Raw genomic sequence first — 14,340 nt, forward strand, 5'->3', positions numbered from 1 at the left:
TGGTGTACGGCACGGAGGCACCGAGCCGTACGCTCTCCTCGCCGACCTCCCACTCGCAGAGGTCTCCGATGCGGTTCAGGCCTGGCCAGGCACACAGCGGCCCTTTCGTGTGCGGGCTGCCGCCGGGTTCAGCCCTGCTGGAAGAGCTCCGCGGGCAGCGGCTTGAGGAGGGCGTACAGGTCGTCCGTGATGGGGCGGTCCCAGGCGGCGATGGTCACCAGGACGTTGTCGCTGCGGTCGAACTGCACGCAGGAGATGCGGCCCTCGGAGAGCTTGACGCGGCGCACGATCAGGAGGTTGTCGCCCTGCATCACCGGCACGTCCTCGGTGCCGACGACGGTGACCTCCTCGTCGTTCTCCAGCGCCAGCAGCAGCTGCGCCACCTCGAAGGGGACCTGTCCCTCGGGGACCTCGCGGGCCGGGGAGCCCTCCGGCAGGTTGCCGATGATCATGGCGGGGCCGCGGCCGCCGAACAGGTCGTAACGCAGGAAGACGCCCTGGCAGGTGCCGTCGGGGGCGGGCAGCAGTCCCGCACCGAGGTTGCCGGGCCAGTCGCCCGGGTCCATGGCCAGTACGTCGAAGTCGGGCCCGGCGGGCGTGGCGCTGCGGCGGCGGAGGAACGACATGCCGCCATGGTACGTGGCCCGGCCTGCGAAGTGCCGCCCGGGCGACGACCCGATCGGGCCAGGCGGTCTCAGGCCGGCGTCCGGTGGCGTTGGTGGTGGCGGGCCACGCGGGCGCGGTTGCCGCAGGACGGTGTGCACCACTCCTGGCGCGGGTGGTCCTTGAGGAAGTACCGCACGCAGCGGGGTGCGTGGCAGGCCCGCAGCCGGTCGCGGTCGGGGCTCGCGAGGAACGCGATCACGGCGTGCGAGAGGGCGGCCGTCAGGTCGTCGCCGCCGTGTACGGGCTGGTGACGGACACCGGGTGCGGTCCCGGCGGGCCAGTCCAGGACGGGCACGGTGGGGGTGCGGGCGGCGGCTTCGTTGAGGCGCCGTACGGCTTCGGGTACGGGCAGGAGGCGGGCCTCGTCGGCGGGGCTCGGTTCGCCGGGGCGCACGGCGCGGGCGAAGAGGGCGCGGACGGCGGCCCGCAGGTCCCGGACGGCGGTGAGCTGAGCGGCGTCGGCGGTGAGACGGCCGGCGTCCGGCAGGACGTCGGGGTGTGCCCGGACCCAGGCGGTCAGGCCTGCCGGGTCGGTCAGGTCGTCGGCGACACCGCCGTTGCCGTCGTGCCGGACGGTGAGGGCCAGGTCCAGGGCGAGCCGGGCGTCCCTGCTGATCGGTTCCCGCATGGGCCTAATGATAAGCCCGCCGGTATCCATTACCTCGGGGTCAGTCCTGCGGCGGGGCCGGCGGGACCACCGCGACGGGGCTCGCGGCGTGCAGCAGCACGGCGTGGGTGACGGAGCCCATCATGCGGGCGGGTGCCAGCAGGTGCCGCCGGTGGCGGCCGACGACGACGAGGTCGGCGCCCGGGGACGCCGCCACGAGGTGTCCGGCGGCGTCGCCCGCCGCCGGGACCGTCTCGGCCCGGACATCGGGGTGCCGTTCGCGGTACGGGGCGAGGAAGCCCTCGGCGAGGACCCGGGTCTCGTCCTCGATGACGTCCTGGTCGACGATCGGCGGGGGCATGTCGCCGGGTGTCATCCAGGGCTGCGCGGGCCACGGGTAGGCGGCGACCGCCTGGAGCCGGGCGCCGCGCAGGGCGGCCTCGGCGAAGGCGAACTCGAGGGTGGCCTCGTCGGGGCCGTCCACCTTCAGGCCCACGACCACGCGCGGGCCGGGACCGGACGGTGCCTCGCCGGGGACGGCGCGTCCGGGCCGGGGCACCACCACGACGGGGCACTCGGCGTCGCGGGCGGCGGCCATGCCGTTGGAGCCGAGCAGCAGGCTGGCGAAACCGCCGCGGCCCCGGGAGCCGAGGACCAGCAGTTGGGCGGAAGAGCCGAGTTCGGGCAGGACGGCACCGGGCGCGCCCTCCAGGCCGAGGTACTCCGTGTCCGGCCGGGCGGAGAGGCTCTCCACATGTTCGCGGGCCCGGTCGAGCACCGGGTCGGCCCGCGGGTCCGGTGTTTCGGCGGCGAGCACCTCGGGCTGCGCCCAGTGGGCGTACTGGCGTACATGCACCACACGCAGGGGTGCCGACCGGCGGCGGGCGGCGTCGAGGGCCCACTCCAGGGCGCGCAGGCTGCCGTCCGAACCGTCGACCGCCGCGATGACCGGCAGGGTGCTCATGGGTTCCTCGCCTTCCGGGATACGACCGTGCCTCGAGGGGCCAGCCTGGCTCAGGCGCGGGCCCGGGGAGGATGTCTCAGGTCGCGTGTCCGCAAATGCGGGCGGAACACCCCCGGATCGGCCGTGGGGCACGGCCGGTCCGGGACGGTTCGCGGGGTGCCGCCGGCGAGGTCGCGCGGCGTCGCGTCAGGTGAGGTCGAACTCCCCTTCCCGCGCTCCCGACACGAACGCGCCCCACTCGGCGGGCGTGAAGATCAGGGAGGGGCTCTCCGGGCGGGCGCTGTTGCGCATGGCGATGAAGCCCTCGACGAAGGCGATCTGGACATCCCCCCGCCCCCGGCTGCTGGACTGCCACTGTGCGTTGGTGAGGTCCAGCTCCGGCTTGTCCCAGCCCGTGAGCGGGCGCTGCTGGGTGGTGGTCTCGGCCACGTCCGTGCTCCTCCCGGTTCGTCGTCCGCGGCCAGCCTAGCGATCGGGCCCCATGGCCAACAGAGCACGTGAGCGGGACCTTTCACGAGTCCGGGGGCGCGGCTCCCACCAGCCACATGGAGAAGAACTGCGAACCGCCGCCGTAGGCGTGCCCGAGGACCCTGCGGGCGCCGTCCACCTGGTGTTCCCCGGCCTGTCCGCGCACCTGGAGCGCGGCCTCGGCGAAGCGGATCATGCCGGAGGCGCCGATGGGGTTGGTGGACAGCACACCGCCCGACATGTTGACGGGCAGGTCCCCGTCGAGTTCGGTCACGCCCGCCTCGGTGAGTTTCCATCCTTCGCCCTCGCCGGCGAAGCCGAGGTTCTCCAGCCACATCGGCTCGTACCAGGAGAACGGGACGTAGATCTCGGCGCCGTCGATCTCGCGGCGGGGGTCGGTGATCCCGGCCTGCCGGTAGACGTCGGCCGCGCAGTCCTGGCCGGCCTGCGGGGAGACGAAGTCCTTGCCGGCGAAGAGGGTCGGTTCGCTGCGCATCGCGCCGCCGAGCATCCAGGCGGGCGGGCGCGGTGCCCGGGCGGCTCCGGCGCGGTCGGTGAGGATCATGGCGCAGGCGCCGTCGGAGGAGGGGCAGGTCTCGGAGTAGCGGATCGGGTCCCACAGCATGGGCGAGGCCATGACCTTGTCGAGGGTGATGTCGTGCTCGTGCAGGTGGGCGTAGGGGTTCTTCAGCGCGTTGCGCCGGTCCTTGTAGGCGACCAGGGCGCCGATCGTCTCGGGGGCACCGCTGCGCCGCATGTAGGCGCGGATGTGCGGGGCGAAGAACCCGCCGGCTCCGGCCAGCAGGGGCTGCTGGAAGGGGATGGGCAGGGACAGGCCCCACATGGCGTTCGACTCGGACTGCTTTTCGAAGGCGAGGGTGAGGACGGTGCCGTGGACGCGGGCCGCGACGAGGTTGGCGGCGACGAGGGCGGTGGATCCGCCGACCGAGCCCGCGGTGTGCACGCGGAGCATGGGTTTGCCGACGGCGCCGAGGGCGTCGGCGAGGTAGAGCTCGGGCATCATGACGCCCTCGAAGAAGTCGGGCGCCTTGCCGATCACGACGGCGTCGATGTCGGCCCAGGTCAGCTCGGCGTCGTCCAGAGCCCGGCGGGCGGCCTCCCGGACGAGTCCGGCGAGGGACACGTCGCGGCGCGCCGCGACGTGCTTGGTCTGGCCGACACCGACGACGGCCACGGGCTCCTTGCTCATCGGGGCTCCCCTTCGAGGACGGCGACCAGGTTCTGCTGGAGGCAGGGGCCGGAGGTGGCGTGGGCGAGGGCGCGGTCGGACGCGCCGCGGTGGATGCGGGCGGCGGCTTCTCCGATGCGGATGAGACCGGCGGCCATGATCGGGTTGGCGGCGAGGGCACCGCCGGAGGGGTTGACGACGACGCCGTCGCCGAGGCGGAGCGCCTTGCGCAGGATGATCTCCTGGGCGGTGAAGGGCGCGTGCAGCTCGGCGGTGTCGACGGGCCGTTCGAAGGCGCCGGCCCGTTCGGCGGCCAGGCGGGTGGAGGGTGAGTCGGTCAGGTCGCGCACGCCGAGGCCGTGGGCCTCGATGCGGTGGTCGATGCCGCGGATCCAGGCGGGGCGTGCGCACAGGTCGCGGGCCCGGTCGCCCGCCGCGAGGATCACGGCGGCGGCCCCGTCGCCGATGGGCGGGCAGTCGCCGGTGCGCAGGGGCCGCACGAGGTAGTCGCCCTGCGGCACGCTGTGGCGCAGCTGGGCGTGGGGGTTGGCCGCCGCGTTCTCCCGGCTGCCGGCGGCGACGGCCGCGAGCGCCGGTTCGTCGGTGTCGCCGGCGTCGATGAGGGCCTGTGCCTGGAGGGCGGCGAGCGCGACGGAGTCGGGCCACAGGGGTGCGACGTAGTACGGGTCGAGCTGGCGGGTGAGGACGTCGCGGACCGAGCCGGGCGAGGACTTGCCGTACGCGTAGACCAGGGCGGTGTCGGCGTCGCCGGTGAGGAGTTTGGTCCAGGCCTCGTACAGGGCCCAGGCGCCGTCCATCTCGACGTGCGACTCGGAGATGGGCGGCCAGGCGCCGACCCCGTCGAGGGCGAGGGTGAAGGAGAAGGCGCGGCCGGCCAGGTAGTCGCTGGAGCCGGAGCAGGTGAAGTCGATGTCGGCGGTCTTCATGCGGGTCCGGTCGAGGACCTCGTGCAGCACCGGCATGAGCATCTCCACCTCGGAGAACTCGTCGCTGGTGCGCCGGTGGACGGTCTGGGCGAAGGCGACGACGGCGATCTGGCGGTCCCGCGGTGCGCTCGTCACAGCAGCTCCCTGTAGGTGTCGTAGTCCGCGTCCGGTTCGCCCGTGGGCCGGTAGTGGTCGGGATAGCGGCCGCCCTCGGCCCACACGGGCTCGACGCGCAACCCCATGCGCACCTCGTCGTACGGGATGCCGCCGATCCGGCCGTGCAGGGCGAGGTCCGCGCCGTCGAGGGCGATGTGGGCGTAGACGTAGGGCACCTCGATGTCGAGGTTCTTCGCCTTGATGTTGACGATGCAGAACGTGGTCACTGTGCCGCGCGGCCCCACCTCGACCTGTTCGGATGTGGCCACCCCACAGGTGGGGCAGGCACCCCTCGGCGGGACGTAGACCTTCCGGCAGGACGGGCAGCGCTCGCCGACGGTCCGCCGGCCGCCGAGGGCGTTGATGTAGGCGGTCTGGGCGCGCCCGGGCGAGTAGGTGTAGTCGAGGCGGGCGGCGGCGACGATGCCGGTGACCGGGTCCTCGAACTCGCCCGCGTGGACGGTCACGGTGGAGACCTCTCCGTCGTACGGCTCGAAGCAGGCGATGTCCGTGATGGCGCCGGTGCGTTCCTCGGCCCAGCGGACGCGGACGCGCATGCCGGTGTGGACGACGTCTGGGCCGGGGGCGTCGAGGGCGTGCAGGAGGGCGGTGTCGGCGCCATCGAGTCGCACCAGGACCCAGGCGAAGGGCGTGTCCAGGGGTTGGCCCCGGCGAGGATCGTGGTTCCAGGCCCAGGTGGTGACGGTGCCCGTGAGGCCGACGGGGACGAGGTCGCGGATCTCCTCGGCGGTGACGGGGTCGTACTCGACGGGCGGGACCAGGACACGGCCGTCGCGGGTCTTCACCCCGAGGATCACACGTTCCCGCAGACCGGTCAGGAAGGCACCCTGGACGGGCCCGAGGGAGCGGGTGAAGGGGAACTCGACGACGAGCGGCGCCTTGAGAACTGCGGACATTGAGGGCCTGCCTCCTTCGAATCGGCGTGCACGGGCGCGCCCCCTGAGGGGCGCGGGGAACTGCGCGCTCAGCCACCGACGGCCCGCAGCTGTGAACCGGCCAAAGCCGGCGCAGCGGCTACGCGCGCTTGTAGACGGGCGGTCGTTTCTCCGCGAAGGCGCGGGCGCCCTCCTTGGCGTCGGCGGTGTCGAAGACCGGCCAGCCCCGGGTGAGTTCGGCCGCGAGACCGTCGGACTCGGTCATCTCGGCGGTCTCGTAGACGGAGGCCTTGACGGCCTCGACGGCCAGCGGGCCGCAGGAGTTGATCCGTTCGGCGATCTCCAGCGCTTTGTCGAGCGCGGTGCCGTCGGGGACGACGTGTCCGATCAGGCCGATGGCGGCGGCCTCGCGGGCGCTGTAGGGGCGGCCGGTGAGGAGCATCTCCAGGGCGTGGGTGCGCGGGATCTGGCGTGGGAGCCGGACCGTGGAGCCGCCGATGGGGAACAGGCCGCGCTTCACCTCGAACAGGCCGAAGGTCGCGGACTCTCCGGCGACGCGGATGTCGGTGCCCTGGAGCATCTCGGTGCCGCCCGCGACGCAGTAGCCCTCGACGGCGGCGATCACCGGTTTGCGCGGGCGGTGGTGGCGCAGCATCGCCTTCCAGTGCAGGTCGGGGTCGGCCTTGAGCCGGTCGCGGTACTCCTCGCCGGCCATACCGTTCCCGGCGAGGGCCTTGAGGTCCATGCCCGAGCAGAACGTGCCGCCCGCGCCGGTGAACACGATCGAGCGGACCGAGTCGTCCGCGTCGGCCTCCAGCCAGCCGTCGTGGAGGCCGACGAGCATCGGCAGCGAGAGCGCGTTCCTGGCATCGGGCCTGTTGAGCGTGAGCACCAGTGTGGCGCCTTCGCGCTGCACGGTGAGGTGTTCCGTCCCACTCATGGCCAACTCCCCTCTCTTGGAACGAGAACAGGTTGCAGTAGGGCGGGAGGCACTTCAAGGGTTTTCTGACAGACAGTCAGATTTCTTCGCGCGAGCCCTTCACAGTTGGACCGCCCTTTGCTCTGATGACCGGCGAACCGTCCGATGCCAGGCACGTCCCGGGGTCAGGAGGAGCGGTGGAGTACAACCTTGCCGACCTGTTCGAGTCGGTCGTCGACGTGGTTCCCGACCGTGAGGCACTGGTGTACGTCGACCATCCGGGCACGGGCGCGGAGCGCCGTCTGACGTACGCGGAGCTGGACGCGGCGGCCAATCGCGTCGGCCACCATCTGCTCGACAGCGGGATACGGCCCGGCGAGCACCTCGGGCTCCACCTCTACAACGGCGTGGAGTACCTCCAGACGGTGCTGGGCTGCCTGAAGGCGCGGATCGTCCCGGTCAACGTCAACTACCGGTACGTCGAAGAGGAGTTGGTGTACCTCTACCGGGACGCGGATCTGGTGGCGCTGGTCTTCGACGCGCAGTTCACGGACCGGGTGGCGGCCGCGCGGCACCGGGCGGAGAGGCTGCGGCATCTGGTCCGGGTGGGGGCGCCGGCGCCGGGGGCCGCCGTGGTGCCCTGTGTGGACTTCTCCCGTGCGGAGGCCGCGGGGTCACCCGAGCGCGGCTTCCCGGCCCGCTCGGGCGACGACCAGTTCATCATCTACACCGGCGGCACGACCGGGATGCCCAAGGGTGTGATGTGGCGGCAGGAGGATCTGTTCTTCGCGGGGCTCGGCGGGGGCGCGCCGACCGGTGAGCCGGTGAAGAAGCCGGAGGAGCTGGCCGAGCGGGTCGCGGCCGGTGGATCGGGGATCACCTTCTTCCCCACGGCGCCGCTGATGCACGGCACCTCCACCCTCACGGCGTTCATCGGCTTCAACTTCGGGCAGCGGGTGGTGATCCACCGCAAGTTCGTGCCCGAGGAGGTGCTGCGGACCGTGGCGAAGGAGAAGGTCAGCAGCATCTCGCTGGTCGGGGACGCGATGCTGCGGCCGCTCATCGACGCGCTGAGCGGTCCGCTGCGGGACATCGACCGCTCCTCGCTGTTCAGCGTGTCGTCGTCCGGCGCGATCATGTCGGACACGGTGCGCCGGCAGTTCCGGGAATTGGTGCCGAACGCCATGCTGCTGAACAACTTCGGCTCGTCGGAGTCCGGTTTCAACGGGACGGCGACCGAGGACTCGGGGCCCGAGCGGGGCTTCCGGGTCCGGGTCCACGCGCGCACGCAGGTGGTGGACCCGGCCACGTACGAACCCGTGTCGCCCGGTGAGGTGGGCAGGGTCGCCCAGTGCGGGCATGTACCGCTCGGCTACTACAACGACCCGGCCAAGACCGCCGCCACCTTCTTCGAGAAGGGCGGCGAGCGGTGGGTCCTGCTCGGCGACATGGCCACCGTCGATGAGGAGGGCGTGGTCACCGTCCTGGGCCGTGGCTCGCAGTGCATCAACACCGGCGGCGAGAAGGTGTATCCGGAAGAGGTCGAGCAGGCCCTCAAGTCCCACCCGGACGTCTACGACGCGCTGGTGGCCGGGGTGCCGGACCCCCAGTGGGGCCACCATGTGGCGGCGGTGGTGCAGTTGCGGGAAGGGGCGCGGCGCCCGTCGCTCCAGGACATCCAGGCCCACTGCCGGGACCGGCTGGCCGGATACAAGATCCCGCGGCAACTGGTGATAGCGCCGGCCATCCAGCGGTCACCGAGCGGCAAGGCGGACTACCGGTGGGCGCGGGAGGTGGCGGTGTCCGCGGACGGCTGAGGCCAGGGCAGGCAGGCCAGTGACCGCACCCTCGGGCCTGCCCGGCTGGCCCTTCCCGCCTCGACCGTGCACAGGATCCGTGCCCGGCACGGCCTGAACCGCCGCACCGGCTCGAAGATTGCCCGCGGTCCGGCCCGCGTGAAGGCGGGCACCTCCCGGATGACGTCTCCTCGGCTGTTCACTCACGAAAGCCCTGCCGCGCCTATCATCCTGTGACACGTTGGCACTTGCTCCGGGTGGGGAATGGCTGTGGAGATCCACGTCACCGTAGAGACGACAGGCACCGCAGACGTGCACGACCTGCGGCGGTGGCTCACCGCACAACCCCGCCTGCGGGGCCGCGTGACGCGGGCGGACGCGTCCGCGCCGCCGCGCCCGGGCACCATGGGGCTCGCCGCGGACGTCCTGCTCGCGCTGCTGGCGCCGGGTGGTGTGGCGAGCGTGCTGGCGGGCGCCGTCATCGCCTGGGTGCAGAGCCGGAAGGGCGACCAGTCGGTGACCCTGACCCGGCCCGACGGCACGCAGATCAGCGTGACGTCCACCCAGGTGCGCACGATGGACCCCACACAGGTGGAGGCGCTCGTCAGCCAACTCGCCGCCCAGCTGGACCCGGCGCAGGGTGCCGCCGTCGCCGATCCCGGGCGACAGCAGCCTGATGCCGGCGCCGGCGGGGACCCGACACCCGGCCCGGCGCACCGGTCGGCCGGCACCCCGACCGACCCCGCCCGCCCCACGGGCACGGGTCCGGACGGCGGGACACCCGCCCTGTGACGGCCCCGGGACGGGTGCATCCGGACCCGGCCGGATCCGGGCTCTCCCTCGCCGGCGCCCGCGCCGTGCTCACCGGCACCGGGCGCCACCGCAGCGGCTCGCGCCTGGCCGACCTGCCCGGAGTCGACACCACCCTGGACGACCTGGCCCGACTGCTCCACGAACTGTGCGGGATGCCGCCGGAGCATGTCCTGCGGGTACCCTCCGACGCCGGCCCGGAGGCCGTCGTCGAGGCGGTCACCCAGGCCTGCGAAGAGGCCGACGGCGTGGTGCTCTTCTGCCACGTCGGGCACGGGCTGCTGGGACCGGGCAACAAGCTGTACCTCGCGACCCACTGGTCCATGGACGCCCAGCGGGTCGCCGCGGCGGTCCCGTACGAGACCGTCAAGGGCCTGCTGGAGGAGGCACCGTCCGGCAGTGTCGTCATCCTGGACTGCTGCTTCTCCGGCATCTCCGAGGTGCCGCACGGCTCGGGCGCCGTCGGTCCCTACGTCCAGGTCCGCCCGTCCGGCAGCTTCCTCCTCGCCTCGGCGTCGTCCTACGCCCCGTCCTTCGCTCCGGAGGGGCAACGGCACACGCTCTTCGGCGGCAAGCTCATCAGCCTGCTGCGTGACGGCGACCCGACCGGGCCACCGATGCTCACCCTGGAGCGGCTCCACCGCGGCATCGAGGAGAAGTCGGACGACACCACCCGCCCCCACGTGTCCAGCGAGGGCACCCTCGGCGGACTCGTCATCGCGCCCAACCGTGCCTACCGGTTCCCCGGTCCGCCCGCCGCCGACCCGCCGGCCCCGCTGCCGTGCCCCTACTTCGGCATGAGGCCGCTCGGGCCGAAGGAGAGCACCTGGTTCTTCGGACGGGACCGTGAACTGGACCAACTGACCGAAGCGGTCGAGGCGCCGGACGCGGAGCGCCGGCCCGTCATCGTCATCGGAGCCTCCGGCTCGGGCAAGTCCTCACTCCTCGGGGCCGGTCTGCTCGCCCGGCTGGACCATCACCACGCCACGGGACGGACGCGCACCTGGCCCGTCTTACGGATGCTGTCGCCCGGCAGGACCCCGCTGCGGTCGTTGGCGAGCCAATGGGCCGAGGCGACCGGACTGCCGCCGGACACGGTGCTGGCGGAGCTGGCCGCCGGGCGCTTCCCCGCCCCGCCGGCGAACGCGCGGGGCGACCAGGAGCAGTTCCGTCGCCCGTCGGCCGCCGTCCCCCGAGTGCTGGTGATCGACCAGTTCGAAGAGGTCTTCACCACCGCGGCCAAAACCGAGCGGACGGAGTTCCTCCGTCTGGTGTCCGGCAGCTCCGACGGTGATCCGTCCGGGCCGGACGACGCCCGTCCCCGGATCGTGCTCGCCGTCAGAGCCGACTTCTACGGCGAATGCCTCGCCGACCCCGGACTGCGCGCCGCCCTCTCCTCCGCCTCTCCGGTGCACTGCGCCTCTCTCGACGGCCAAGCGCTCAGGGACGCCATCGAGGGGCCCGCCGAGCGGAGCGGACTGGATCTGGAGCCCGGACTGGTCGACCGCATCCTGTCGGACCTGCGGCGGCCGGACGGGGACACCCCCGTCGAGGAGCGGCCGGCCGCGGCACTGCCGCTCCTGGCACATGCTCTGCAGCGGACCTGGGTGAACCGTTCGGGCGCCAGGATGACTCTGGCCGGCTACCAGGCCACGGGCGGCATCTGGCATGCGGTCACGGAGTCGTGCAAGACCCTGCACGACAGTCTCTCCCCCGCCGAGCGCCGATCGCTGCGGACGCTGCTGCTCAGCCTCGTGCACCTCACTCCCACCGGCGAACCCGTCGCGCGACGCGTCACCTTCGAGGACGTGCTGGCGGCACACGGACCCGATGAGCGGGAACATCTGCGCGCCGTCTGCGAGTTGCTCCGGGAGAAGAGCCTCATCACGCTGGACCGGGACGGCTTGCGCATCGCCCACGAGGCCCTGCTGTACGCCTGGACCGACCTGCGCACCTGGATCCTGGGCGCCCGCGCCCGTCTGCTCGCCAGGCAGCAACTGAGCGAGGCCGCCCACGCCTGGGACACCGGCCACCGGCACCGGGACTATCTGTACACCGGCAACCGCCTGTCCGCGGTCCGCGCCTGGGCAGGACCGGGCAACGGGCCGGACAGCGAGAAGCGTCTGCCCGCCCAGCGGACGCCGCCCGAACTCCCCTCGAATCCGCCCGCGCCGGGGACCGCCACCACGGACGAGGAGGACACCGGCGGCGACGCACCCCCTGTACTCACCGCGCTCGAACGGGAGTTCCTGCTCAGCAGCCTGCGGGCCGACCGCCGGCGCAAGCTCACCCGCGCCCTGCTGACCGGCGGCGTCCTCGCTCTCGCCCTCCTCCTCACCGTCGTCGGGACGCTCGCCTACACGGAACGCGCCAAGTCCCGGGAACAGGCCGCCGTCCTGGCCTCCGAGCGGATCGCGGCCCAGGCCGACGTGCTGCGCGCCCAGGACCCGGCGGCCGCGTTCGACCTGAGCCTGACCGCGTACCGGACCTCGCCCACCGAGGAGGCGAAAGCGAGTCTGGTGCGTTCCGCCCTGACTCCCGTCCGCACCAGGCTCGCCGGACACACCAAGGGCGTCTACTCCGTCGCCTACCGTCCGGACGGAGCGGTGCTGGCCACCTCCGGCCGGGACGGCACGGTGCGGTTGTGGCACACCGGCGACCCGTACCGTCCTCGTCGGGGCCCGGTGATCCGCGTCGGCGCGAACTCGTCCGTCTTCTGGGCACCCGACGGCCGCAACCTGTACATCCAGAGCGTCAAGGAGCTCCAGGTCTACGACCTTCGACAGGTCGACCGCCCCCGTCGCACGGCCCGCGCGACCACCGAGGGCCTCGACCGGCCGTACCGGCCCGCTCTCAGCGCGGACGGCACGACCCTGGCCGTTCCGCTGGCCCGGGGCCGCATGGTGCTGTGGGACCTGCGGAATCCGGCCGCTCCGGTTCCGCGCACGGTGCGGATGGCGGACGCCTCCCGCGACATGCTGGCGGTCACGTGGCGGCCCGACGGGAAGCTGCTCGCCGTCAACGCCGCGGCCACCAAGCCCGGGGGGCGTGACAGCCTCCAGCTCTGGGACACCGCCGATCGCACCGAGCCCCGGCTGCGCACGACCCTGCGGAGGTCGGCCCTCGCGATGGCCTTCAGCGCCGACGGCCGGTCGCTGACCACGGCCCTGCCCAGCCGCGGCATCGTGACGCTCGACGTGTCCGACCCGGATCGGGTGAAGCCATCCGGGGGGCTCAGTGGCTACGGCAACCCCGCTGACGGCCTCTACTGGCAGATCGCCGCTTCCCCGGACGGCCGCCACCTCGCCGCGGCCGGCTCCACGGACGGCAACGCCTGGATGTACCAGAACACCGCCAGCGCCAAGACACCGGATCGCTTCTACAAGGGCGAGGTGCTGCCCGGCAGTGTGCCGCTGGTCGCCGTGGCCTACCGGCCGGACGGGCGGGGCGTGGTCACCGGTGACGAGAAGGGCGGTGTCCAGCTGTGGAGTCCGCCTCCACGCAGTGTGGACGGGGCCTATGTCAGCTCGGATCGTTTCGGCCCCGGTGACGCGTTCGCGCCGGACCATCACCTGCTCGCCACCGACGACGACGACCTGAAGACCACCACCATCTGGCGGCTGACCGGGACGACGCCCCGGAAGGTGGCCACCGTGCCCGCGCCGTGGCGGTCCGTCGCCTTCCTGCCGGGCGGGACCCTCTTCCTGGCCCGGGACCCGGGCGGCCGGCGGACCGGCCTGTGGGACCTGTCCGGCGGCCGGCCCGAACTCCGGCACGTGTTCACCGGAACGCACGGTCCCACCGCCATCTCCGCCGACGGCGACCGCCTGGCCCTCCAGACCGGTGAGGACGGCCCTCTGGTCATCTGGGACGTCAGCCGCCCCGACCGGCCGCGCCGCACCGGATCGGTGCCGGTGGACACCGAGGGTTCCCTCACCCCGGTGTTCACGGCGCCGGACGTCCTCGCAGTCCTGTCCGGTAAAGGCACGCAGTTGTGGAACCTCGGCCGGCCGGGGAGCCCCCGCCGGGGGCAGAAGGTGCCGGGCTCCGCCGCGGCCGCCGTGCCGCAGGAGGGCAAGCAGCAGGCCTTGTTGCTGGTGAAGCCGACCAAGGGGCCGAACGCCGACGAACGTCTGGAGGTCTACCGGCTGTCCCCCTCGGCGACGGCCCGCAGGCTCAGGGACGACGTGACCATCGACCGTCAGCGGTCCACGGTCGCCTTCGCCGTCCTGGGCCACCGCTTCATGGTGACCCTGCCCGCCAAGATCGGGCAGCCCCGCGTGTGGGACCTCGCCGAACCTGCGTCCGGCGACCGCGACGACCCGCCGGTCGGTCTGCCCGGCTCGCACTTCCTCATGGAGGGCATCACGGCCGGAGACACGCGGCAGGGCGGGGTGGTCGCCGCCTGGCAGGAGGAGACCGGAGCTCGTGATCTGGCCGTCTGGTCCTTCACGGCCGACGCGTCGTCGGACGCCCCGCGCACCGGCCGCTTCGAGCTGATCTACGATGTCCCCGCCGTCACGGAGGGAATCGGCGGCTTCTCCGTCCGGCAGGTCAGCCCGAACGGAGACGACCTCGCCCTCTCCACCGGCCCCGGCCTCACCGCCGGGCTCGGCGGCCAACTGGTCCTGCTGCCCACGGATCCCGGCCGGCTGGCGGGACTGCTCTGTGCGGTGCGGCCCGGCACGGTCCCACGCGGTGTCTGGGCGAAGGCCTTCCCCGACCTCGAGTACCACGACCCGTGCGGCTGAGCCGGCAGTCGTACGGGGACGGCCCAGCGCGCAGTCCACGTGACGGCAACTGCGTCGCACCGCCGCAACGTTCTGACTGGTCCGGTTCCCGGCGTACTCTTTGCGCGCGGTTGACCTTCGTCGTTGAACGGGCGGTGACGGTCGGCCGTACGGAGCATGACGGACCCGGCC

11 protein-coding genes are annotated in these 14,340 nt (G+C 72.8%); 3 read left to right on the plus strand and 8 right to left on the minus strand.

All coding sequences use genetic code 11. The annotated features are described in order from the left end of the window. Positions 1 to 128: 128 nt before the first annotated feature. The 8 genes from ABZ192_RS39330 to ABZ192_RS39365 form a co-directional block, all read right to left on the minus strand. The gene (locus ABZ192_RS39330) at positions 129 to 626 is read right to left on the minus strand and encodes a hypothetical protein (RefSeq protein WP_010033043.1); all 498 of its coding nucleotides are present in this window, start codon (positions 624 to 626) and stop codon (positions 129 to 131) included. Positions 627 to 694: 68 nt separating this feature from the next. After that, positions 695 to 1,294 carry an ABATE domain-containing protein gene (locus ABZ192_RS39335; protein ID WP_356929263.1) on the minus strand — a complete coding sequence of 200 codons (600 nt, stop codon included), beginning with the start codon at positions 1,292 to 1,294 and terminating at the stop codon, positions 695 to 697. A gap of 40 nt (positions 1,295 to 1,334) precedes the next feature. Continuing rightward, positions 1,335 to 2,237, minus strand: coding sequence for a universal stress protein (locus ABZ192_RS39340; RefSeq protein WP_356929264.1), 903 nt, complete (start codon positions 2,235 to 2,237; stop codon positions 1,335 to 1,337). A gap of 186 nt (positions 2,238 to 2,423) precedes the next feature. Continuing rightward, positions 2,424 to 2,666: a DUF397 domain-containing protein gene (locus ABZ192_RS39345; protein WP_010033039.1), complete on the minus strand. Its 243-nt coding sequence runs from the start codon at positions 2,664 to 2,666 to the stop codon at positions 2,424 to 2,426. A gap of 82 nt (positions 2,667 to 2,748) precedes the next feature. Next, positions 2,749 to 3,915, minus strand: coding sequence for a thiolase domain-containing protein (locus ABZ192_RS39350; RefSeq protein WP_356929265.1), 1,167 nt, complete (start codon positions 3,913 to 3,915; stop codon positions 2,749 to 2,751). Next, positions 3,912 to 4,976, minus strand: a complete 1,065-nt coding sequence (locus ABZ192_RS39355) for a thiolase domain-containing protein (RefSeq protein ID WP_356929266.1) — start codon at positions 4,974 to 4,976, stop codon at positions 3,912 to 3,914. Before ABZ192_RS39355 ends, ABZ192_RS39350 begins: the two co-directional genes overlap by 4 nt. Continuing rightward, positions 4,973 to 5,914, minus strand: coding sequence for an OB-fold domain-containing protein (locus ABZ192_RS39360; protein ID WP_356929267.1), 942 nt, complete (start codon positions 5,912 to 5,914; stop codon positions 4,973 to 4,975). The genes ABZ192_RS39355 and ABZ192_RS39360 overlap by 4 nt, the downstream gene beginning before the upstream one ends. A gap of 118 nt (positions 5,915 to 6,032) precedes the next feature. Further along, positions 6,033 to 6,833 (minus strand): crotonase/enoyl-CoA hydratase family protein, encoded by an 801-nt coding sequence (locus ABZ192_RS39365; RefSeq protein ID WP_356929268.1) that lies wholly within the window; start codon positions 6,831 to 6,833, stop codon positions 6,033 to 6,035. 176 nt (positions 6,834 to 7,009) lie between these two features. Between ABZ192_RS39365 and ABZ192_RS39370 the strand changes: the two genes are divergently transcribed. From ABZ192_RS39370 to ABZ192_RS39380, 3 genes are all read left to right on the plus strand, one after another. Then, on the plus strand, positions 7,010 to 8,629 hold the full coding sequence (locus tag ABZ192_RS39370) for an acyl-CoA synthetase (protein WP_356929269.1): 1,620 nt from the start codon (positions 7,010 to 7,012) through the stop codon (positions 8,627 to 8,629). A gap of 243 nt (positions 8,630 to 8,872) precedes the next feature. Further along, complete coding sequence (locus tag ABZ192_RS39375) at positions 8,873 to 9,400, plus strand: hypothetical protein (RefSeq protein WP_356929270.1); 528 nt, start codon at positions 8,873 to 8,875, stop codon at positions 9,398 to 9,400. After that, entirely contained in the window at positions 9,397 to 14,169 is a 4,773-nt protein-coding gene (locus ABZ192_RS39380) for an AAA family ATPase (protein ID WP_356929271.1), read from the plus strand. Before ABZ192_RS39375 ends, ABZ192_RS39380 begins: the two co-directional genes overlap by 4 nt. The last annotated feature ends 171 nt before the right edge of the window (positions 14,170 to 14,340 follow it).

This window comes from Streptomyces sp. NPDC006235 (assembly GCF_040613735.1).
GTDB lineage: Bacteria > Actinomycetota > Actinomycetes > Streptomycetales > Streptomycetaceae > Streptomyces.

Coding starts and splice junctions, on each gene's coding strand:
- ABZ192_RS39330 (WP_010033043.1), bottom strand. CDS start 626: ATGTCGTTCCTCCGCCGCCGCAGCGCCACGCCCGCCGGGCCCGACTTC.
- ABZ192_RS39335 (WP_356929263.1), bottom strand. CDS start 1,294: ATGCGGGAACCGATCAGCAGGGACGCCCGGCTCGCCCTGGACCTGGCC.
- ABZ192_RS39340 (WP_356929264.1), bottom strand. CDS start 2,237: ATGAGCACCCTGCCGGTCATCGCGGCGGTCGACGGTTCGGACGGCAGC.
- ABZ192_RS39350 (WP_356929265.1), bottom strand. CDS start 3,915: ATGAGCAAGGAGCCCGTGGCCGTCGTCGGTGTCGGCCAGACCAAGCAC.
- ABZ192_RS39360 (WP_356929267.1), bottom strand. CDS start 5,914: ATGTCCGCAGTTCTCAAGGCGCCGCTCGTCGTCGAGTTCCCCTTCACC.
- ABZ192_RS39365 (WP_356929268.1), bottom strand. CDS start 6,833: ATGAGTGGGACGGAACACCTCACCGTGCAGCGCGAAGGCGCCACACTG.
- ABZ192_RS39375 (WP_356929270.1), top strand. CDS start 8,873: ATGGCTGTGGAGATCCACGTCACCGTAGAGACGACAGGCACCGCAGAC.